The 20879-nt window shown below is 56.1% G+C and carries 16 protein-coding genes, 1 tRNA gene and 1 pseudogene; 8 read left to right on the top strand and 10 right to left on the bottom strand.

Features of this window, described 5'->3' with window-relative positions:
- The first annotated feature begins 2 nt into the window (after nucleotides 1–2).
- From HV127_RS05610 to HV127_RS05625, 4 genes are all read left to right on the top strand, one after another.
- On the top strand, nucleotides 3–1409 hold the full coding sequence (locus HV127_RS05610) for a DUF1116 domain-containing protein (RefSeq protein WP_182235250.1): 1407 nt from the start codon (nucleotides 3–5) through the stop codon (nucleotides 1407–1409).
- Entirely contained in the window at nucleotides 1396–2349 is a 954-nt protein-coding gene (gene arcC / locus HV127_RS05615; protein WP_182235251.1) for a carbamate kinase, read from the top strand. The genes HV127_RS05610 and arcC overlap by 14 nt, the downstream gene beginning before the upstream one ends.
- Nucleotides 2350–2539: 190 nt before the next feature.
- Nucleotides 2540–2935: a glutamyl-tRNA amidotransferase gene (locus HV127_RS05620; RefSeq protein ID WP_112215995.1), complete on the top strand. Its 396-nt coding sequence runs from the start codon at nucleotides 2540–2542 to the stop codon at nucleotides 2933–2935.
- Between the two features lie 16 nt (nucleotides 2936–2951).
- Nucleotides 2952–4550: a regulator gene (locus HV127_RS05625; RefSeq protein WP_182235252.1), complete on the top strand. Its 1599-nt coding sequence runs from the start codon at nucleotides 2952–2954 to the stop codon at nucleotides 4548–4550.
- Nucleotides 4551–4793: 243 nt separating this feature from the next.
- On the opposite strand, the gene dppF is transcribed toward HV127_RS05625, so the two are convergent.
- From dppF to HV127_RS05670, 9 genes are all read right to left on the bottom strand, one after another.
- Nucleotides 4794–5807 carry a dipeptide ABC transporter ATP-binding subunit DppF gene (dppF, locus tag HV127_RS05630; RefSeq protein WP_142513403.1) on the bottom strand — a complete coding sequence of 338 codons (1014 nt, stop codon included), beginning with the start codon at nucleotides 5805–5807 and terminating at the stop codon, nucleotides 4794–4796.
- Nucleotides 5804–6787 (bottom strand): dipeptide ABC transporter ATP-binding protein, encoded by a 984-nt coding sequence (gene dppD / locus HV127_RS05635; RefSeq protein WP_110276231.1) that lies wholly within the window; start codon nucleotides 6785–6787, stop codon nucleotides 5804–5806. Before dppD ends, dppF begins: the two co-directional genes overlap by 4 nt.
- A gap of 10 nt (nucleotides 6788–6797) precedes the next feature.
- On the bottom strand, nucleotides 6798–7700 hold the full coding sequence (dppC, locus tag HV127_RS05640; RefSeq protein WP_182235253.1) for a dipeptide ABC transporter permease DppC: 903 nt from the start codon (nucleotides 7698–7700) through the stop codon (nucleotides 6798–6800).
- A gap of 9 nt (nucleotides 7701–7709) precedes the next feature.
- Nucleotides 7710–8729 (bottom strand): dipeptide ABC transporter permease DppB, encoded by a 1020-nt coding sequence (dppB, locus tag HV127_RS05645; RefSeq protein WP_182235254.1) that lies wholly within the window; start codon nucleotides 8727–8729, stop codon nucleotides 7710–7712.
- 164 nt (nucleotides 8730–8893) lie between these two features.
- Nucleotides 8894–10501 (bottom strand): dipeptide ABC transporter periplasmic-binding protein DppA, encoded by a 1608-nt coding sequence (dppA, locus tag HV127_RS05650; RefSeq protein ID WP_182235255.1) that lies wholly within the window; start codon nucleotides 10499–10501, stop codon nucleotides 8894–8896.
- 769 nt (nucleotides 10502–11270) lie between these two features.
- Nucleotides 11271–11347, bottom strand: a tRNA-Pro gene (locus tag HV127_RS05655).
- Between the two features lie 90 nt (nucleotides 11348–11437).
- A complete protein-coding gene (gene eptB, locus HV127_RS05660; RefSeq protein WP_182235256.1) occupies nucleotides 11438–13129 on the bottom strand; it encodes a kdo(2)-lipid A phosphoethanolamine 7''-transferase in 1692 nt (563 codons plus the stop codon).
- Nucleotides 13130–13369: 240 nt separating this feature from the next.
- A complete protein-coding gene (locus HV127_RS05665) occupies nucleotides 13370–14572 on the bottom strand; it encodes an MFS transporter (protein WP_181484508.1) in 1203 nt (400 codons plus the stop codon).
- Nucleotides 14573–14811: 239 nt separating this feature from the next.
- Entirely contained in the window at nucleotides 14812–15456 is a 645-nt protein-coding gene (locus tag HV127_RS05670) for an autotransporter outer membrane beta-barrel domain-containing protein (protein ID WP_182235257.1), read from the bottom strand.
- Between the two features lie 160 nt (nucleotides 15457–15616).
- Here HV127_RS05670 and tag point away from each other — a divergent pair, with 160 nt between their 5' ends.
- Together tag and HV127_RS05680 are read left to right on the top strand one after the other, a co-directional pair.
- On the top strand, nucleotides 15617–16198 hold the full coding sequence (gene tag / locus HV127_RS05675) for a DNA-3-methyladenine glycosylase I (RefSeq protein ID WP_182235258.1): 582 nt from the start codon (nucleotides 15617–15619) through the stop codon (nucleotides 16196–16198).
- Entirely contained in the window at nucleotides 16176–16622 is a 447-nt protein-coding gene (locus HV127_RS05680) for an N-acetyltransferase (RefSeq protein WP_182235259.1), read from the top strand. The genes tag and HV127_RS05680 overlap by 23 nt, the downstream gene beginning before the upstream one ends.
- On the opposite strand, the gene HV127_RS05685 is transcribed toward HV127_RS05680, so the two are convergent.
- Nucleotides 16585–18915 carry a molybdopterin guanine dinucleotide-containing S/N-oxide reductase gene (locus tag HV127_RS05685; RefSeq protein ID WP_182235260.1) on the bottom strand — a complete coding sequence of 777 codons (2331 nt, stop codon included), beginning with the start codon at nucleotides 18913–18915 and terminating at the stop codon, nucleotides 16585–16587. The two genes, HV127_RS05680 and HV127_RS05685, sit on opposite strands and share 38 nt — an antisense overlap.
- Nucleotides 18916–19082: 167 nt before the next feature.
- Here HV127_RS05685 and HV127_RS05690 point away from each other — a divergent pair.
- Both HV127_RS05690 and HV127_RS05695 read left to right on the top strand, forming a co-directional pair.
- Nucleotides 19083–19745 (top strand): annotated as a pseudogene (locus HV127_RS05690) (OmpA family lipoprotein).
- 91 nt (nucleotides 19746–19836) lie between these two features.
- Entirely contained in the window at nucleotides 19837–20853 is a 1017-nt protein-coding gene (locus HV127_RS05695) for a LacI family DNA-binding transcriptional regulator (protein WP_182235261.1), read from the top strand.
- Nucleotides 20854–20879: the final 26 nt, after the last annotated feature.

A 20879-nucleotide genomic window follows, 5' to 3' on the forward strand; every position in this document is an offset into this window, starting at 1 on the left:
CTATGACGACTTTATTTCAACAACCGCTTTCGGTTATCAATCTCGGACTGGAAAGTTTTGCTGATAATCTGCGCGAAGCCGGTGGCGAAGTGCTTCATCTGCAATGGCAACCCGTGGCGCAGGGTGATGAACAGGCGGGCTGGACGCTGGCGACCCTGCTGGCCGACGAGCGTATAAAAGCCGCTAACGAACAGGCGCTACAGCGCTATCTGGATGCCCAGCCGGTGCTGGTCGATGTTGCCAGGGCCCGCGAGGCAATCTCCGGCCTGAACGGCGTACGCAAAATTCTTCATGCCGGACCACCGATCGCCTGGAGCGATATGTGCGGCCCGATGCAGGGCGCGATTGCTGGCGCGATTGTTTTTGAAGGCTGGGCCAGCAGCACGGAAGAAGCAATGCAAATGGCGGCGACGGGGCTGGTCGATCTCGAACCATGCCATCATCACCACGCTACCGGACCGATGGCAGGGATTATCAGTCCTTCCATGCCGGTGTGGATTGTAGAAAACCGCACTCACGGCAATCGCGCATTTTGTAACTTCAACGAGGGACTCGGCAAAGTTCTGCGTTTCGGGGCCAATAACGAGGATGTGCTGAGCCGCCTGACCTGGATGGGGAACGTGCTGGCTCCCGCATTGAAGCAGGCGCTGGCGCTCAGCGGCGAAATCGAGCTCAAACCGCTGATTGCCCAGGCGCTGCATATGGGTGATGAGTGTCATAACCGCAACGCGGCAGCGAGCGGGCTGTTCTTTAAACGCCTGGCGCCGCTCCTGGCGCGTATTCAACACGGTCCGGAAGCGCTAGAGTTTATCGCCGCCAACGACCATTTCTTCCTTAATCTTTCGATGGCTGCCTGTAAATCGATGCTGGATGCCGCCTGTGATGTCCCGCACAGCTCGCTGGTTACGGTAATGGCGCGCAACGGCGTTAACTTCGGCATTCGCCTCTCCGGTACCGGTGACCGTTGGTTCCAGGCTCCGGCCAACCCCGTCGATGGCCTGTTCTTCCCGGGCTACGGTATCAACGATGCGGCAGCCGATTTAGGCGACTCAGCAATTACCGAGACCGCCGGAATAGGCGGATTTGCCATGGCAGCCTCCCCGGCCATCGTTAAATTCGTCGGCGGCACGCCAGCCGATGCCGTCCGTCATAGCCTGACGATGCAGGAAATCACCCTCGCCACCCATCCGGCGTTCACGCTGCCCGCGCTGAACTTTGCCGGTAGCGGCTGCGGCATCGATGCCCGCTACGTGGTTGATCGCAATATTCTCCCGGTCATCAACACCGGGATTGCGCATAAACGCGCGGGCGTAGGGCAGATCGGTGCCGGGATCACCACCGCGCCGCTGGCCTGCTTTACCGCCGCGCTTCGCGCGCTGGCAGAAGGAGCTGACCATGAAAAAAACTAAAGTCGCCGTCGTCGCCGTCGGCGGTAATGCATTGATCCGCAACCCCGGAGAAAATGCGCTGGAACAGCAGTACGAAGCGGTGAAAGCCACCGCTGAAAATGTGGTTGATCTGATTGCCGCAGGCTGGCGCGTGGTGTTGACGCACGGTAATGGCCCGCAGGTGGGTTTTATCCTGCGCCGTAGCGAAATCGCCAAAGACGCCGTTCCTGCGGTGCCGCTGGAGTACGCGGTCGGCGATACCCAGGGCGCAATTGGTTTTATGTTCCAGAACGCGCTGAATAACGCGTTGACCGCACGCGGTCTTGATAGCATCCGCACCGTCGCGCTGGTGACGCAAACGTTAATAGACCCAAACGATACCGCCTTCAGCCATCCTGATAAGCCTATCGGCGACTATATGACTCAGGAAACGGCGGAGACGCTGGCGGCGGCTCAGAGCTGGGATATCGCAGAAGATTCGGGCCGCGGCTGGCGACGCGTCGTGGCATCACCGGCACCAAAAGAAGTCATCGAAACGCCGGTTATTCGCACCCTGCTTGAACAAAATGTCTTAGTCATTGCCTGCGGCGGCGGCGGTATTCCTGTCTGGCGCGATACGTCTGGCAAGCTTATTGCCGCCCAGGCGGTCATTGATAAAGACCGCGCATCGGCGCTGCTGGCCTGCGAATTGCAGGCGGACATGCTGCTGATTCCGACCGGCGTTGAGCAAGTCGCCATCAACTTTGGTACACCGGAGCAGCGCTGGCTCGACACTTTAACGTTAGCTGAAGCGCAGGCCATGCTGCAAAGCGGTCAGTTCGGAGCAGGCAGCATGGCGCCCAAAGTCGAAGCCATGCTGACCTTCCTGCGATGTAATCCTGCGGGGGTTGGGTTGATTACCAATCCGGAAACCATCGTTCGCGCTATTGACGGTAACGGTGGAACCCGGTTTACCGGTTAATTTTACGCCGCCATGTGCACGGCGAATGGCGGCCCCATATTCGGGTATATACCCTAAATAATTCGAGTTGCAGGAAGGCGGCAAGCGAGAAAGTCCCGATGAGCTTACTTGAGTAAGTGATTCGGGCGAACGAGTGTAGCCAACGCACAAGCAACTTGAAGTATGACGGGTATAAATAAGGATAAAAACGATGTCAGAGAGCAAAATCCTGCTTGCAGTTAACGGCACGCTAATGCGTGGCCTGAAGTTAAACCCCAACATGCTGGCAGTTAATGCCGAATTCGTTCGTGAGGATAAAACGGCCCCCTGCTACCGCTGTTGGAGCATCAACGACGATCATCCCGGAATGATTCGTTCACCGGATAACGGCGCAAACATCGCGCTGGAAATCTGGGCGGTTCCTCCTGCCGGACTGGGGAATATTCTGCAAAAAGAACCTGCCGGACTCTGTATCGGCAAAGTGTTACTGGACGACGGTAGTGAAGTGTTGGGCGTTCTGGCGGAATCCTGGCTGGTTGAAGGCCAGCCGGAGATCACCGACCTCGGCGGTTGGCGGGCATACACCGGTCACCACATGACTGAATAACTTCAGGAGAAGGATTATGGAGCAAGGAAAACTCACATTTCGTCCACGGCTATGGGTGACGGGCGATCTCAACGCTTTTTTCGGACTCTTTACCAACGTATTGCTGAACGTGCTGGTCCTGTCAGGCCTCGCGCTGTACGTCGCGCAAATTCCGGCGGCTACCGTTTATGGCCGCATCCTACCAGCGTTAGGTATCGCGCTGCCGCTGGGTAATCTGTTTTACGCCTGGCTTGCCTGGCGGATGGCAAAACGCGAGGGTCGCGACACGGTGACCGCCCTGCCATACGGACCAAGCGTGCCGCACATGTTCATTGTGGTGTTCGTTGTCATGCTGCCAACGCTGCTTATCCATAAAGACTGGATGCTGGCGTGGAAGCTCGGGCTTATCTGGGCGATGATTGTCGGCCTTATTGTGCTGGCAGGCGTGCTGGTTGGCCCGGCAATTCGTAAATATACGCCGCGCGCCGCAATGCTGGGGACGCTGGCGGGGATTGCGATTGCGTTTATCGCCATGCGCCCGGCGTATCAGATGTTTGATACCGCCTGGATTGGCATTGTCTGCTTCGCCATTATCCTGCTCAACTGGGTCGGTAACGTGCGGCTGCCGTTCGGTCTGCCGGGTGGGCTGGCGGTGGTTCTGGTGGGCTGCCTGCTGGGCTGGGGCGCGACCTGGCTTGGCTTTAGCGACATTATGAATCCGGCGGAAGTCAAAGAGGCGGCGGGGCGTTTCTCGCTCTATTTACCCACGCTTTCTACTGATGTCTTTAACGTCCCGATGAGCCTGGTCTGGCCGCTGCTGGTGACGGCGATCCCGTTAGGGATTTTCAACTTCACCGAAATCCTCAATAACGTCGAATCCGCGGCGGTAGGGGGCGACAGCTACAACCTGCGCGCGGTACTGGCGGCTGACGGGCTGGGCGCGATTGTCGGCGCGCTGCTGGGTTCGCCGTTTCCACCTGCGGTTTATATCGGTCATCCGGGCTGGAAAGCGATGGGCGGGCGTATTGGTTATTCGCTGGCAACCGGTGTTTGTATGGCAATCGTCTGCTTCCTGGGCCTCACCGCGCTGCTGCTCTCCATCATCCCACTGGTGGCGATCGTACCTATTCTGCTGTTTATCGGTCTGGTCATTGGCGCTCAGGCGTTTCAGGTTTCGCCGAAACGCCACGCTCCAGCGATCGTGTTGGCGCTGGTACCGAATATCGCCGAATGGGCGAAAACCCAGGTCGATGGCGCACTGGCGGCAGCCGGCGCGAATACCGTCAATCTCCCGGCGGACGTCGTCAATACGATGGCCAACAACGGCGTGCTGTATCACGGTATGGCAACCACCGGGGGCGGTGCGGTGTTGGCGGGGTTGATGATGGGTGCGATTGCCGCGTTCATTATCGACCGGCGCTTTAACTGGGCGGCGCTTTATGCCGCGGCGGCTACGGTGTTGTCGTTCTTCGGCTTTATTCACGGTCATCAGATGGCGCTCAACGCTTCGCCCACGGTGACGTTTGGCTATGGCGTCGCGACGTTGTTCCTGACCTTTATGGCCTGGCGACAGGTTAGGGAAGAAGGAAAAGTCGACTGGTCGCCGATTGATAACGGCGATGAAGTGGTGCATTAAGTCGCTCTCAGGAACTTCCCGGCTTGCGGCGTAAACGCCTTAGCCGGGCTACTAAACTCGCAGAACGCACGGACCTGTAGCCCGGGCAAGGCGCGTCGAGCGCCGCCCCCGGGATGAAGCCACGCGCAGACATCTGGTCCGCCACATTTCCCGGAGGCGATGCTACGCATCTGTCCGGGCTACCAAACCGCTGACGGCTGTGAACCCGTAGCCCTCCACTGGGGGAGTCTTCACCTTATTCGGTCAGCTCAGCGGCTTCTCGCCGTTTTGATCCTGATCGACGGCAAAGCAGGCCACCAGTTGGCCGCCGTAGTCCTTCAGCTGCGGCTGGAGCTGGGTGCATGGGCCGAAGCGACGACGGCAGCGGGCGTTAAACGCGCAGCCCGGAGGCGGATTCAGCGGGCTTGGCAGCTCGCCGGTCAGCTTGATACGCTCGCGGCGATCGTCCGGATTCAGGCGCGGCGTTGCCGACAGCAGCGCCTGAGTATACGGATGCTGCGGGTTATTGAAGATTTGGTCCTTCGACCCTTTCTCTACGCAGCGGCCTAAATACATCACCATCACTTCGTCAGCAATGTGCTCCACCACCGACAGGTCGTGGGAGATAAAGACGTAAGAAAGCCCCAGCTCCTGCTGTAAATCCATCATCAGATTCAGCACCTGCGCGCGTACCGACACGTCCAGCGCGGAGACCGGTTCGTCGGCGATCACCACGTCCGGGTCAAGCATCAGGCCGCGGGCAATGGCAATACGCTGACGCTGGCCGCCGGAGAACATATGCGGATAGCGGTCGTAGTGTTCCGTTTTCAGGCCCACTTTGGCCATCATCGCCAACGCTTTCTCACGGCGCTGCTCTTTGCTTAAGCTGGTGTTAATCTGCAGCGGCTCCTCCAGAATCTGCCCCACCTTTTTACGCGGGTTCAGCGAACCGTAGGGGTTCTGGAACACAATCTGGATTTTCTGCCGACGCAGTTTTTGTGCGTGCGGATCGTGCTTAAGCAGGTCCTGCCCCTGGTAGTAAAGCTCGCCGCCGGTGGGGATTTCAATCATCGTCAGCAGGCGGCCGAGTGTTGATTTACCGCAGCCGGACTCACCCACGACCGCCAGCGTTTTGCCGCGCTCAAGGGTAAACGAAACGCCATCCAGCGCTTTCACCAGGCGTTCCGGAGCGAACAGCCCCTTCTTCACCGGGTAGTATTTTTTCAGATCGGTGGCCAGCAACAGAGGCTGTTGCGTGGTGGCCTCATGCGTACTCATAATCCAGGCCTCCCGGCATCATCAAGTGGGTAGTGGCATTTCGACTGGCGGCCGTCATTAAGCAGGTTCAGTTCAGGCTCCTCACTGCGGCATTTATCGGTCGCATAGGGGCAGCGCGGGTTGAGCAGACAACCGTTCGGGCGGTCATATTTCCCCGGAACCACGCCCGGCAGCGAGGCCAGACGCGCTTTATCCTGAGCGAACTCAGGCAGCGCACGCAACAGCGCCTGGGTGTACGGATGACGCGGCGCGCGGAAGATATCCTTCGCGTCGCCGGTTTCCACTACCTGACCGGCGTACATCACAATAATTTTGTGCGCCGCTTCGGCTACCAGCGCCAGATCGTGAGTGATCAGGATCAGCGCCATGTTCTCTTTCTGCTGTAGTTCAAGCAGTAGCTCGATGATCTGCGCCTGGATAGTTACATCCAGCGCCGTCGTGGGCTCATCGGCAATCAGCAACTTTGGCCGACAGGCAATCGCCATCGCAATCATCACGCGCTGGCTCATGCCACCGGAAAGCTGATGCGGATAGACGTCGAGACGCGAAGCCGGGTCGGGTATCCCCACCAGCGTCAGCAGGTCAATTGCCCGCTGAATACGCGTCTTTTTATTGCCGCCCTGATGGACTTTAATGGCTTCCATAATCTGGTAACCCACGGTGTAGCACGGGTTGAGGCTGGTCATCGGGTCCTGGAAGATCATCGCCACTTCCGCGCCCACCAGTTGGCGCCGCTCTTTTTCGGAAATGCGCTTCAGGTCGCGACCATTAAACTCCAGCTTTTCAGCCATCACCCGGCCGGGATAGTCAATCAGTCCCATAATCGCCAGCGAGCTGACCGATTTACCCGAACCAGACTCACCGACAATGCCGACCACTTCACCCTGATTCACGCTGTAGCTCACGCGGTCTACGGCGCGGAACGGTGCCTTTTCGTCGCCGAAATGCACCGATAATTTATCTATATTCAATAACGCCATCTCGAACCTCTTACTGCTTCAGTTTGGGATCGAGCGCGTCACGCAGACCGTCACCCATCAGGTTAAATGCCAGCACCGTCAGCAGGATCGCGACACCTGGGAAGGTGACGACCCACCAGGCGCTCTGCGCGAACTGCAACACGTCGGAGAGCATGGTGCCCCACTCCGGTGTCGGCGGCTGCGCACCCATGCCAAGGAAGCCAAGAGCGGCCATATCGAGAATGGCGTTAGAGAAGCCCAACGACGCCTGAACAATCAGCGGCGCAAGACAGTTAGGAAGAATATTGATGAACATCTGGCGCATCGCACCAGCCCCCGCCACGCGAGATGCGGTGACGTAGTCGCGGTTCACCTCCACCAGCACCGCAGCGCGGGTCAGACGGACGTAGTGCGGCAAGGCGACAAAGGTCAGCGCTATCGACGCGTTGACGATCGAGGGGCCAAAAATGGCCACCAGCACCAGCGCGAGCAGCAGGCTCGGCAGCGCCAGCATGATATCGACAACGCGCATGATGATTGAGTCAAGCACGCCGCCGAAATAACCTGCGACCAGACCGAGCACCACGCCAAGGATCAGCGACAGCACCACCACCAGACAGCCAACCAGCAGCGACAGACGCGCACCGTACATTAAGCGTGAAAGGATATCGCGGCCAACGTCATCAGTACCGAGCAGATGGGAGAAGCTCCCGCCATCCATCCAGGCCGGGGGGGCCAGCAGCGTATCGCGGAACTGATCCGCAGGATTGTAAGGCGCAATGAAGTTGGCAAATACGGCGATAAAAATCATCACCGCCACGTAGACCAGGCCAATAACGGCGCCTTTGTTGCGTTTAAAATAGTGCCAGAACTCCTGCAAAGGGGTCATTGGCACCGGTGCGGCGACAACTTTATTTTCAGTAACTTGTGACATGATGGCCCCTTACTTCTTATGCCGAATACGCGGGTTCACCACGCCGTACAACAGGTCTACCAGCAGGTTGACGAGGATAATCATCGTCGCCACCAGAAGCACCCCGCCCTGCACAACCGGATAATCGCGGCGCTGGAGCGCGTCAATCAGCCAGCGGCCAAGACCCGGCCAGGAGAAGATGGTTTCGGTCAGGATTGCGCCCGCCAGCAGCGTACCTACCTGTAGACCGATAACCGTCACCACTGGCAGCATGGCGTTACGCAGAGCATGAATGATGATCACCCGCATACGCGTCAGCCCTTTGGCGCGCGCGGTACGGATATAATCCTCACCCAGCACTTCGAGCATCGATGAACGGGTCATACGCACAATTACCGCCAGCGGGATGGTGCCCAGCACCACGGCAGGCAGGATCATATGCATCAATGCATCGATAAAGTCCCCCGGCTCGCCCCAAATCGCGGTATCTATCAGCATAAAGCCGGTTAACGGTAGGGTATCGTCGAGGAACACGGTGTCGCTGACGCGCCCGGAGACCGGCGTCAGGTTCCAATGCACGGAGACCAGCATAATCAGCATCATGCCCCACCAGAAGATAGGCATGGAGTAGCCGGTCAGCGCGAGGCCTACGGAGGTGTGGTCGAAGATAGAACCGCGTTTGACCGCGGCCAGCACACCAACCGGGATCCCAACGGCGACGGCGAAAATCATCGCGCAGACGCCCAGCTCCATGGTGGCCTTAAAGCGCGGCACGAACTCTTCCCATACGGGAATGCGGCTTTTCAGCGAGATGCCTAAATCGCCATGCATCACGCCCCAAACATAGTGGGCGTACTGCTGCCACATCGGCTTATCAAGGCCCATTTCGGCCAGTAGCTGCGCGTGACGTTCAGGGGAAATACCACGTTCGCCCGCCATAATCAGCACCGGGTCACCGGGGATCATATGGACGAAGGCAAAAGTGAGAAGGGTAATACCGATAAATGTTGGGATGACAAGTCCCAAACGTCGGAGAATGAACTGCAACATAACCCGGATTCTCTCTAGTAACGACCCGCCTGGTGACAGGACGTCTGTATTGCTCACAAAAGTAAACACCCTCTCCCCGTTAGGGGGAGGGTAAGAGTGAGGGGGCAGCTTTTCCACCCTCACCCCGGCCCTCTCCCTCAAGGGAGAGGGGGACGTATTGCTTATTATTCGATAGAGACGTTATCGAAGTGGTGTTTACCTAATGGATCAACCACATAGCCTTTGACTTCTTTGCGCACTGGCTCATAAACGGTGGAGTGAGCGACGATCAGCGCCGGGGCCTGGTCATGCATCACCACCTGAGCCTGCTTGTACAGCTCAATGCGTTTGTTGTGGTCGTCAGTAGCACGAGCCGGTTGAATCAGGTCTTCAAACGGCTTGTAGCACCAGCGAGAGTAGTTAGAACCATCTTTCGCCGCAGCGCAGCTGAACAGGGTGGCGAAGAAGTTATCCGGATCCCCGTTGTCGCCGGTCCAGCCCATCATCACGGTCTGGTGTTCGCCCGCTTTCGCGCGCTTCAGGTACTCACCCCACTCGAAGGTGACAATCTTGGCCTGAACGCCCACTTTGGCCCAGTCAGCCTGAATCATCTCTGCCATACGGCGTGCGTTCGGGTTGTACGGACGCTGTACCGGCATCGCCCACAGGTCAATGCTGAAGCCTTTTTCCAGACCCGCTTCTTTCAGCAGCGCTTTCGCTTTCTCTGGATCGTAGGTGTAGTCTTTAACGTCGTCGTTATAGCCCCACATGGTCGGCGGGATCAGGTTCTTCGCAGACTGGCCCGCGCCCTGATAAACGGCTTTGATGATCGCTTCTTTATTCACCGCGTAGGTCAGCGCCTGGCGAACTTTCACCTCATCCAGCGGTTTCTTCTCGGTGTTGAAGGAGAGGTAACCGACGTTCAGACCCGGTTGTTCCAGCAGATTAATGTTTTTATCTTCCTTCATGCGCGCGATGTCTGCCGGGTTCGGGTACGGCATCACCTGGCACTCGTTTTTCTGCAGTTTCGCGTAGCGCACGGAAGCATCAGGGGTGATGGAGAAGACCAGACGATCGATCTGCGGTTTGGTGCCCCAGTAGCCCGGGAAGGCTTTATAGAGAATACGGGAGTCTTTTTGATATTGCAGCAGCTGGAATGGGCCGGTACCGATTGGGTTCAGGTCCACTTTCTCCGGCGTACCGGCTTTCAGCATGTTGTCGGCATACTCTTTTGACAGAATAGAGGCGAAGTCCATGGCGAGGTCAGCGAGGAACGGGGATTCCGGACGAGTCAGCACGAACTGGACGGTATTATCGTCCACTTTCTTCACTTCGCTAATCAGGTCGGAAAGGCCCATGCCTTCAAAGTATTCATAGCTGCCGCCAGACACTTTATGGTACGGGTTATTGACATTTTTTTGTCTGTCGAACGAGAAGACAACGTCATCGGCGTTCAGCGCGCGAGTCGGTTTAAAATCTTTATTATCCTGCCACTTCACGTCTTTACGCAGATGGAAGGTATAAGTTTTACCGTCTTCGCTGACTTCCCATTTCTCGGCCAGGCCCGGAATAACTTCCGTGGTACCGGTTTTGAATTCAACCAGGCGGTTATAAATCGGCACTGAGCTGGCGTCATAGGTGGTGCCAGAGGTGAAGAGCTGCGGGTTAAAGCCTTCCGGCGAGCCTTCTGAACAATAAACCAGGGTCTTCGCTTGTACGCTTGCTGCGACGGTCATGGCAACCAGGCTCAGACCAAGCTTCAGCATCCCTGACCTTTTCAAGGAAATACTCATTATTCTGCTCCAAATGTGATGTTGTTTGCATTGCATATATCCGCCAGACCTTTATTTATTTTTATTCGTCATATTTCGAACTACGGATGCGTTGGCTGCGCTCGATCACCCCAGTCACATAGTCATCTATGCTCCTGGGGATTCTCAAGCTTGCCGCCTTCCCGCAGCTCGAACTATTTAGAATATACCCGGTCCGGTCGGTGGTGCTCGAAAGCGTTGAGAGAGATGGGGATTCCTTTCGCAAAAACGACTGAGTTGCAGTACGGATTCTCCATGAAATGCCCCTCATGCCCTACAATCTGTCAACAGAATGGGTAAACGTCAATACAGCCAACCTGGTTTTACATCCGGGGTGAGAATCGGCGGGCAAAGATTAAAAAAAGTGCACAGCCCTATTTCCAGCAGAGAAATTTATGCTAGCGGCTAATAGACAGAATAAATCCCTTAATATTTTTCGAGATGTAGTGATAAGCAATTATGGGAAATGGTAAAAATTTCTTGCGATGTGACCAATATGTGAGCGATAAATAGTGCGAACGTTAAAACGCACAGCGGAAAATGCTGAAGTTATCCATAAGCTTCGCGAAAAAAGATTGATGTATATATAAAAAAATACAATGGAAGATGTCACAAAATAGCGAATTGGCGGCAGGAAATGGTGATGGGCGAGTTTTCTTACAGTCTGGTGCGATCGATATCTTCCCGGAGGTTCTCATCCTCTCGGCTACAAATGCAAAAAAGCCTGCTCGTTGAGCAGGCTTTTCGAATTTGGTCGGTGATAGAGGATTCGAACCTCCGACCCCTTCGTCCCGAACGAAGTGCGCTACCAGGCTGCGCCAATCACCGAATGCGGGGCGCATCTTACTGCTGAGATGCAAACCCGTCAATGCCTTATTATGAAAAAGTCACTCAAGCGGCGAGAAACTCACCACTGTGTTAATCCTTCTTCTTCGCCGCTGCGTCAGGAACGTGACACCAGTTGTTATACTGGTTTATTCCGCCATCCGGTGAGGTGTAACCAAGACAACCCATGATGGTGTCATACAGCTCAACGTGACGACGCGGTACCTTCATCGCCGCCTGCTGTTTAAGGCGCGCAAAAGAAGCCGCATGGTCAGGCGATTCCAGATACTTATCCGACATCCACACCAGCATCGGCACACGGAACTGCTCCGGCGGCGCCATCTTGCGCGGCGTACCGTGCAGGTGCTCACGCTCGTTGATGGACTCACCGTGGTCAGCCGCGTAGAAAACAATCGCTTTCTTATCCCGTAGTTGGTCCAGCACGCTAACGATAAAGTGATCGACATAGGTCACGCTGTTATCGTACGAATTAATCAGCTCAGCCTTCGAACACTTGTTATCAACGCCCACGCATTCCGGCTGCCATTGGGCAAAACTGCGCGGATATCGCTGGGTGTAGTTAAAGTGCGAGCCTTTGGTATGCAGAATAATCAGGTGTTTACCATTGGGGTTTTTCAGCAACCCGCGCTTCATTTCATCCACCAGCAGCATGTCGTCAACGCTCTTGCCGCGGTTACGCGGTTCGGCGCCAATCTGCTCGCGATAGGCAATGTTATTAGCCATCGTGTTGCTGTAGAACCACATCTCGCTCTGCATGGCATACAGATCGCCGGTAAAACCGAGCTGATGCAGGACCGCGAACACGTTTTGTTCTTTCAGCGTCCGCTGTGGATTATCATCCGCCCCGCCCTGACGCACAAACATGCAGCGCAGCGACAGCTTCGTGGCGGTATCGCAGGAGTAGCCGCGGAAGGCGACCAGGTTTTTCTCCTGCGCCAGCTTCGGCGTGGTGTTCCGGTTATAACCCAGAATGCCCATATGATCCCAGCGGGTGGTTTCGCCGATAATAAACACCACATAGGTGTCATCCAGCCCTTCAGGTGCGACGTAGGTGAATTTCTTTGCCGGGTTAATCAGGGATTTATTATCTGAAGACTCATCGACCTGCGCCCAGGCATACAACCCCAGCGCCGAAAGCCAGTTAGACGGCAGATAGGAGTTGGCCACCACCCCGCCGTAACTTGGCAGATCAACCTCTGAGCTACGTTCAAAGTTCTTCTGACGGACTTCCAGCAGGCGAATGGGTCCCCAGACCATCAGACCGGCCAGCACCACGATGGTAATATTCTTCATCCGCTGACCAGGCGTGCGAATTTGCCGTAACAGCGTGAAGCGGCAGCGGTTACTCCAGATAAGCAGCAGCGGCAGCGCGCTCATCAGTACCAGCCAGAGAATCAGATGCCAGCCGATGACCTCTCTGGACAAGTCGATGTCCGTGGTCATCACCGACGCAATAATCCCGTAGCCAATCACAACGTTCAGGAAGGTCATGTAATAACTGGCGGCGGCAGAGAATATAACGACTAAGGTTGCAAGGATGCGCCAGATACGGCGTCCAAATAGCGACAAAATACGCAGCAGGAAGAAGGTAACCAGCGCGGTACCGACCAATTCTACTGCACCTGAGAGTCCTTTCCAGATGGTAAATTCCTGAGCGTAACCTTCGAAGCGACGGAAGAATACGGCAGCGTTCATAAACCAGCCGATGTACAGCGCCAGCCAGATACTGAGCTTCAGCTGCGTCATCGTTTTAATGTATTTCATGCAAAAAACCTGGAAAACGAAGAGATAAAACCGCCCGACTTAAGCGATATAAGTAAGCAGGTTAATAAAGTGCGTTTAGCTTGGTTATAAGAAACCTCTACAAAGCGCGCTAAGTAGACCACAGCAGAAGGAAAAAGTATCAGGAGGGAATGTGATCCAACCAAACATTTACAAAACATTTGGTTGGATAGGCACTATTTGCTTAGGTGATTAATCATGAATACGACGAGGCCCCACTTCTCAGGCATGGGCCTCGCGGTAAACCTCGCTTTTCGGCTGGCGAATGGTGGTAGAAAGCGCCAGAGAAAGAATCAGCAGGGCGAAGATAACGCAGAAGGTCACGTAGAAACCGCCGAACAGGGAAGCAATCAGCGAACCACAAATACTACCAATACCAAAGCCCAGATAAATCACACCGTAGTTTTTCGCCAGGTTATTCAGGCCAAAGAACTCGCTAATCAGTGATGGGAACACGGTAATCGTCCCGCCGAAATTGAAAGCGACACAGGCAATGGCAGCGAAGAAAGTGGTAGCGTTAAGCGGTGCGAACAGCAGCGCGGCCATACCGATGAGCGACACAACCTGGCCGATGGTAATCACCCGGATACGTGAGATTTTATCTGACAGAATACCCAGCACCAGACGACCGCTAAGGTTGGCAATGGAAATCACGGTGACCGCATTTGCTGCCGTCGTGATATCAAGATGCACCATCCCCTGAGCAATATCTTTCGCCACGCCAATCACATACAGGCCGCTCATACAGGCAGTCAGGAACATCACCGCCAGCATCCAGTACTGCGGTTTACGCATCGATTCGGCAAGAGTGAAGTCATTTTCAACAACGCCATTGCTTGCGGTGGCGGTATGATTCGGTGCGTCAGTCATCAGCGTCGCGCCAAAGACAATCATCACCAGCACAATAGCGCCCCAGATGATAAAGGTTTTCTCAAGACCGACCGTCGCCAGCAGGTGGGTATCGATAAATTTAAAACCGAGGCTGCCGAGGCCATAAGAACCGATAGAGAAAGCCGAAATCAGCCCCTTACGTTCCGGAAACCATTTGACGCAGTTCGACAGCGTCAGCAGATAACCTGCGCCGTCCGCTAGCCCCACCAGCAGACCCGCGCTCAGCCACAGCATCATCAGGCTATTCGAATGAGCGGTAAGGAAGAAACCGAGGCCCAGCAGAACGCCGGAAGCCATGGTGACGCGTTTGACGCCAAAACGTTCCTGTAATTTACCCGCAACGGATGAGGAGAGCGCCAGGCCGAGGCTTAACAGACCAAATGAGAACGCCACCTGGCTCACCGGTTCATCCAGCTTGGCGGAAAGAGAACTATTGAACAAACTCCATGTATAAACCGATCCCAGCGCGAATTGCGTAATGATGGTGCCGAGCAGCGTAAGCCAGCGGGTGTATTGACGGTTTGCAGCGTTCATAGCAGTTGTCCTGAAGAATTAACTGCCGCCACAATAACGAAGTCCCCGGTAAACCTGGGGGAAAAAGGCATGAGCTGCCGTCACCACGGAATGAAATGCATTAAAGACGGAATGAATGACATTGAAAAACATTCACACCTTAAATAATTTCCAAAAAGTTAGTACCTGCTATCGCAGGAAGGTGCTTCATTCCTGTGATTGATAAGTTAAATAATTGCATCATACATGATGCGGATAAATTAAAAATTGGCGCTCACACCCATCAGGTAGAGATAATTCGCCCCGGTGGGCAAATTATCCGCCTGCGACAGCGCCGCCCAAGCGGCAAGATGGGAGTTGAGCGACATATCCGCACCGAAGGTCACATCTCGCCAGGCTCCTTCCTGCGTGCGATTCGCGCCCACAGGATCGGCTGAGAGCGTCTGGTTATAGCTCACCTGCGCCCACGGGTGAACCCCCCATAGTTCCTGATAATCGACCCGCCAGCCCAGCGTATTCACGTAGCCAGTTCCGGTAGCATTACGGGAATCGGGTGGCGACGTCAGATCGCTACGTAAACTGGCCACCGGGCCGGAGGTGATACCGTTTGCCACGGCGAAGTTCCAGCCAACGCTCATGCCATGTACGTTATCTGGTGGCGATACCGCCTGATTGAACGCCAGGCCAGCAGGATCGTCGGACGCATTGATCCGCTCCGCAAGGATATCTTCGTAGCGCGGTTGGTGATCGCTATCCCATGTATAGCGTTCCGGAGTATTACTTTTTGTATCGATAGCGATATATTCCTGTTGCCAGGCATTCGCTCCGGCAACACACGACGCCCAGACGGATACGCACGCCGGGATGATAAACCCCCGGAGGCCATTGCATTTCTTTATTATCATTAATGCGACTCCAAAAAGAGCCGAAACGGCAAGGTTGCTGTGTTTTTTTATGGGGGTGTCTTATTCCCATGTTGGCAATAATAACCCTGTATTAACTATTATCTTTATCTTTCAGCCGTCAAGGTGAACAGTCAACTTTTATGACAAAAGGGAGAGGCAAATGGAACGTTGTGGATGGGTGAGTCAGGATCCTTTATACATTCAGTACCACGATAGCGAGTGGGGCGTCGCCGAAAAGAACCCTGCCCGGCTGTTTGAAATGATTTGCCTTGAGGGTCAGCAGGCAGGGCTGTCGTGGATAACGGTGCTGAAAAAGCGTGAAAACTATCGCCGTGCCTTTCACCAGTTCGACCCGCTTCGCGTAGCGGCCATGGATGAGGCGGATATTGAACGCCTGGTTCTCGATGCCGGCATTATTCGCCACCGCGGGAAAATTCAGGCCATCATCGGCAACGCCCGTGCTTTTCTGGCGATGGAAAAAAATGGCGAGCCTTTCGCAGATTTTGTCTGGTCGTTCGTCGACAATCATCCTCAGGTCACCGCTGCGGCAACGCTGGCGGAAATCCCGACCACCACTCCAGCTTCTGACGCTTTGTCGAAAGCGCTGAAAAAGCGGGGTTTTAAATTTGTCGGTTCGACTATCTGCTACTCCTTTATGCAGGCCTGTGGCCTGGTCAACGACCATGTTACCGGCTGCTTCTGTCACCCCGGAGGTCAGGATGATCCGCAACTGGGACGCTAACGATACTGGCCCGCTAATCGAATTATGGCTGGAAAGCACTATTTATGCGCATCCGTTTATCGCCGAGAGCTACTGGCATGACAGCATCGCGATAGTGCGGGATGTGTATCTTCCCGCCGCCTGCACTTGGGGTTGGGAGCAGGGCGGCGTGCTAAAGGGCTTTATCAGCGTGATGGAGTCGCGCTTTATCGGCGCGTTGTTCGTCGCGCCGGATGCCGCCAGGCAGGGCATCGGCAGCGCGTTGATCAATGAAGTCAAAAAGCACTACGACTGGCTAAGTCTTGAGGTATACCAAAAAAACGTCCGGGCGGTGAATTTCTACCATGCACAGGGCTTTCGCATTGAAGACTGCGCATGGCAGGATGAAACCCAGCATCCGACCTGGATTATGCATTGGTCGGCGGATCAAATGCCGTCAGCGTAAGCTCGGGTCCGGTATATTTTTCCAGCCAGGCCAGCGCCGTATTTCCGGCGCAGCCGTTGCCCAGTCGCGACGTTGGAATATCTTTAGTCAGCACGTTTACCGCGCCGTTTTTGCAGATGCCCGCCTGGGCGTCGAGATCCGGCCACGCCCCCTCATGCAAGCAAATGACGCCAGGACGGATGCCGTCGGTCACCACCGCCCCGGCCAGTACCTGACCGCGCGAATTCCACACCCGCACTACGTCCCCATCAGCGATATTACGCGCCTGCGCATCCTGCGGGTGAAGCGTTAGCGGTTCACGGCCCGCCACCGCGTACTGCTCGCGCAGCGAGGTATGATTGAGCTGGCTGTGAAGGCGATGCGCCGGATGCGCTGACAGCACCTGTAGCTGACCTTCCTGCGCGTTGCCGTGCCACTCATCCGGCTCCAGCCACATGGGATGCGGCGGGCAATCCGGATAAGCAAAACCGGCGATAGTCGAGGAGTGAATCTCAATTTTGCCACTGGCGGTCTTCAGCGGATTCGCCTGCGGATCGGCCCTAAAGGCGGCAAAGCGGGCGAAACGCGCATTTTCCGGGCTTTCCGGCATCTCAATGAACTGATTCGCCTGCCAGAACTGCGTGAACGGCGGCAGCGTCACCTGTTGCCCAGCCCCGCGCTGGGCGGCAATCTGGTAGAAAGTTTCCAGCCACTGCACATCGTTTTTACCTTCGGTAAAGCGCTCACGACCGCCCTCTTCCCAGCGTTCGCTGAGGTCGGCAAACACATCGAAATCATCCCGCGCTTCATCGCGCGGCGCGACCACCCGCTTCATCGGCACCAGATGCTGGTTGCTGTAATCGCCAGTCATGGTCATATCGTTGCGTTCAAAGGAGGTGGTGGCGGGCAACACGATGTCGGCATGGCGCGCCGCCGCGGTCCAGAAGCATTCGGAAATCACGATAAGCTCCGGCTTCTGCCAGGCGCGAATCAGTCGATTGGTATCCTGATGATGGGTAAAGTTGGCACCGCCCGCCCACCAGATAAAACGAATATCCGGGAAGCTGCGCTCCATACCGTTGTGCTGATAAGCCGCGCCGGGGTTTTCCAGCGCCTCGACGATGCGGGCGACCGGAATTTTTTCTACCGCATCGGTGCCGCCCGCCACGCTGCCCTGCATTGAAGCCAGCACCGCAGCGCGGCGCGTGGGGTTGCCACCGTTGGCAAAATGGTAGGAAAGGCCAAAGCCCCCGCCCTCGGTGCCAATCTGCCCGAGCATCGCCGCCAACGTCACCAGCATCCAGTGTTTTTGCTCACCAAACTGCTGGCGCTGCATCCCCCAGCCGGACATCAGCATAGTCGTGTTTTCGTGGAATAATTTTGCCAGTTCGCGAATTTTATCCGCACTAACGCCGCAGATCGCCGCCGCCCACTCTGCCGTTTTTGGCGTCTCGTCGCTTTCACCGTTCAGATAGCGGGCAAAAACGTCGTAGCCGCTGGTACAGCGGGTCAAAAACGCATCATCCTGCCAGCCGTTTTCCACCAGCGTATGGGCGATGCCTAGCATCAACGCAACGTCGGTGCCCATGTGCGGGGCGATCCATTCCGCCGCGTCGCCGAAGAATTCCGCCGTTTCCGATCGCATCGGATCGATGCAGATCACTCGTTTCCCGCTCTGGCGCAATTGGTCGAACCATGGGATCCCCTGCTCATCGGAGGCATTCCAGGCAATTTTTAGCGTATTCAGCGGGTTGGCGCTCCACAGCACCACCACATCGCTATGCTCAAGCACCATCGGCCAGCTGGTCTGCTGCTGATAAACCTCATTGCCACCTACCACATACGGCATGATCGCCTGCGCCGCGCCGGTGGAATAATCCCCCAGATGCCCGGTATAGCCGCCCGCCAGGCTCATATAACGCTGAAGCAACGTCGCCGCTTTGTGCAGCACACCGTTGGAACGCCAGCCGTAGGAACCCGCAAAAATGGACTCGGGGCCATAATTATCACGAATACGTTGGTGCTGAGCGTGAATCAAATCCAGCGCCTGTTCCCAGCTCACCCGCACGAACTCATCCTGACCGCGCACACCCTGCGGACTTTCCGGCGAGGCGAGAAATCCCTTGCGTACCATTGGATAACGCACGCGAGTTTTGCTGTGCACCTGATCGCGCACGGCGGTTTGCAGCGAGTTCGCGAAAGGCGTATTGAGCGCCCCGCGCGAGGAGAGGACGTTTTCGCCATCCGTTTCAACCAGCATTGGGCCCCAGTGGGCTGCGGTGAGGATGGTTTTGGTGGCAGATGAGGTTGGCAAAGCAGGCTCCTGGTCAGCGATAGCAGGTGTGGTGACGGTCTGTTATTCGGCCGTTCAATGTTATTTACAAATTGAGATGCTCTCTGCGGAATTTTCTCCGTCTTCGGGCGTCATAATCAACCGTCACGGTCGCTGTGGCAAAGAATAAAAAAGATTAAGGAAATAAGATGAAAAAACGCGTACTCATGATTGCGGCTATCGTTAGCGGCACACTGGTCATCTCAGGCTGTACCACCAACCCGTACACCGGCGAGCGCGAGGCGGGTAAATCCGGCATCGGCGCAGGTGTCGGTTCGTTAGTCGGCGCGGGTATTGGCGCACTCTCCTCCTCAAAACATGACCGTGGCAAAGGCGCGCTGATCGGCGCGGCGGCAGGGGCTGCGCTCGGTGGCGGTATCGGCTACTACATGGACGTGCAGGAAGCGAAACTGCGCGAAAAAATGCAGGGAACCGGGGTGAGCGTGACGCGAAATGGCGACAACATCGTGCTGAATATGCCAAGCAATGTGACCTTTGATAGCAGCAGCGCCAACCTGAAACCAGCGGGTGCTAATACCCTGACAGGGGTGGCGATGGTGCTGAAAGAGTACGAGAAAACTGCCGTCAACGTCGTTGGCTACACCGACAGCACCGGCAGCCAGGAGCTGAATATGCGTCTCTCCCAGTAGCGTGCCGACAGCGTCGCCAGCTCGCTTATCACTCAGGGCGTGGCGGCAAACCGCATCCGCACCACCGGCATGGGTCCGGCTAATCCGGTCGCCAGCAATAGCACCGCAGAAGGTAAGGCACAGAACCGTCGCGTCGAGATCACCCTTAGCCCGTTGCAGTAACTCCCCTTTGCCCGGTACTCGCCGGGCAAAATGCTTGATATAGCGGATTTTCGCGCTAAGGTGTGTGCAGATTTCAGCAAAGGAAGCCACCATGGCGAAAGCGGCGCGAGCAACCATCAGCGATGTGGCGAAAGCCGCAAAGACCGGCAAAACCAGCATTTCACGCTATCTGAACGGCGAAAAGCATCTGCTTTCCGACGATCTGTTAGGGCGAATTGAAAAAGCGATTGCCGAGCTCGATTACCGTCCTAGTCTGATGGCCCGCGGCCTGAAGCATGGCCGCACCCGGCTGATTGGTCTGATCATCGCTGATATCACCAACCCCTACTCCGTCAACGTGCTCAGCGGCATAGAAGCCGCCTGTCGCGAAAAAGGCTTTACCCTGCTGGTGTGTAACACCAATAACGAGCTGGACCAGGAGCTGCACTATCTCGACCTGCTGCGCAGCTACCAGGTGGAGGGGATTGTGGTCAATGCGGTCGGGATGCGTGAAGACGGTCTAAACCGGCTACAGCAGTCGGCGCTGCCGATGGTGCTTATCGACCGCAAAATTCCTGAGTTCGCCTGTGATGTCGTCGGTCTCGATAATACCCAGGCCGCCACCACCGCCACCGAACATCTGGTGGAAAAAGGCTTCGAAGCCTTACTGTTCCTCAGCGAACCGCTCGGCTCGGTAAACACTCGCCGCGAGCGCCTGAGCGCTTTTCGCAACACGCTCCAGCACCATGCTGGCATCATCGCGGAAAATGCCGAAGTCCCGCTCAACGACGGTGCGATGCTCGACAACGTCCTGCGCCATTTCCACTCCCACCATCGCGGAATGCGTAAAGCGGTGATTTCCGCCAACGGCGCGCTGACCCTGCAAGTTGCGCGCTCTCTTAAGCGTATTGGCCTGATTTGGGGTAGCGATATCGGCCTGCTGGGCTTCGATGAGCTGGAGTGGGCCGAGCTGGCGGGCGTGGGGATTACCACCCTCAAGCAGCCAACCTGGCAGATTGGCTTCGCCGCCGTTGAGCAGGTGGTGCGCCGCATTGCGGGCAGCAATGACCCGGTCTGTGAACGGGTGTTTTCCGGCGAACTGATCGTCAGAGGCTCTACCTTCCGCTAACGATCCTTCGTGATGGCGATCATAAA

Origin of the sequence: Klebsiella sp. RHBSTW-00215, assembly GCF_014103785.1 — a bacterium.
Lineage (GTDB): Bacteria > Pseudomonadota > Gammaproteobacteria > Enterobacterales > Enterobacteriaceae > Klebsiella.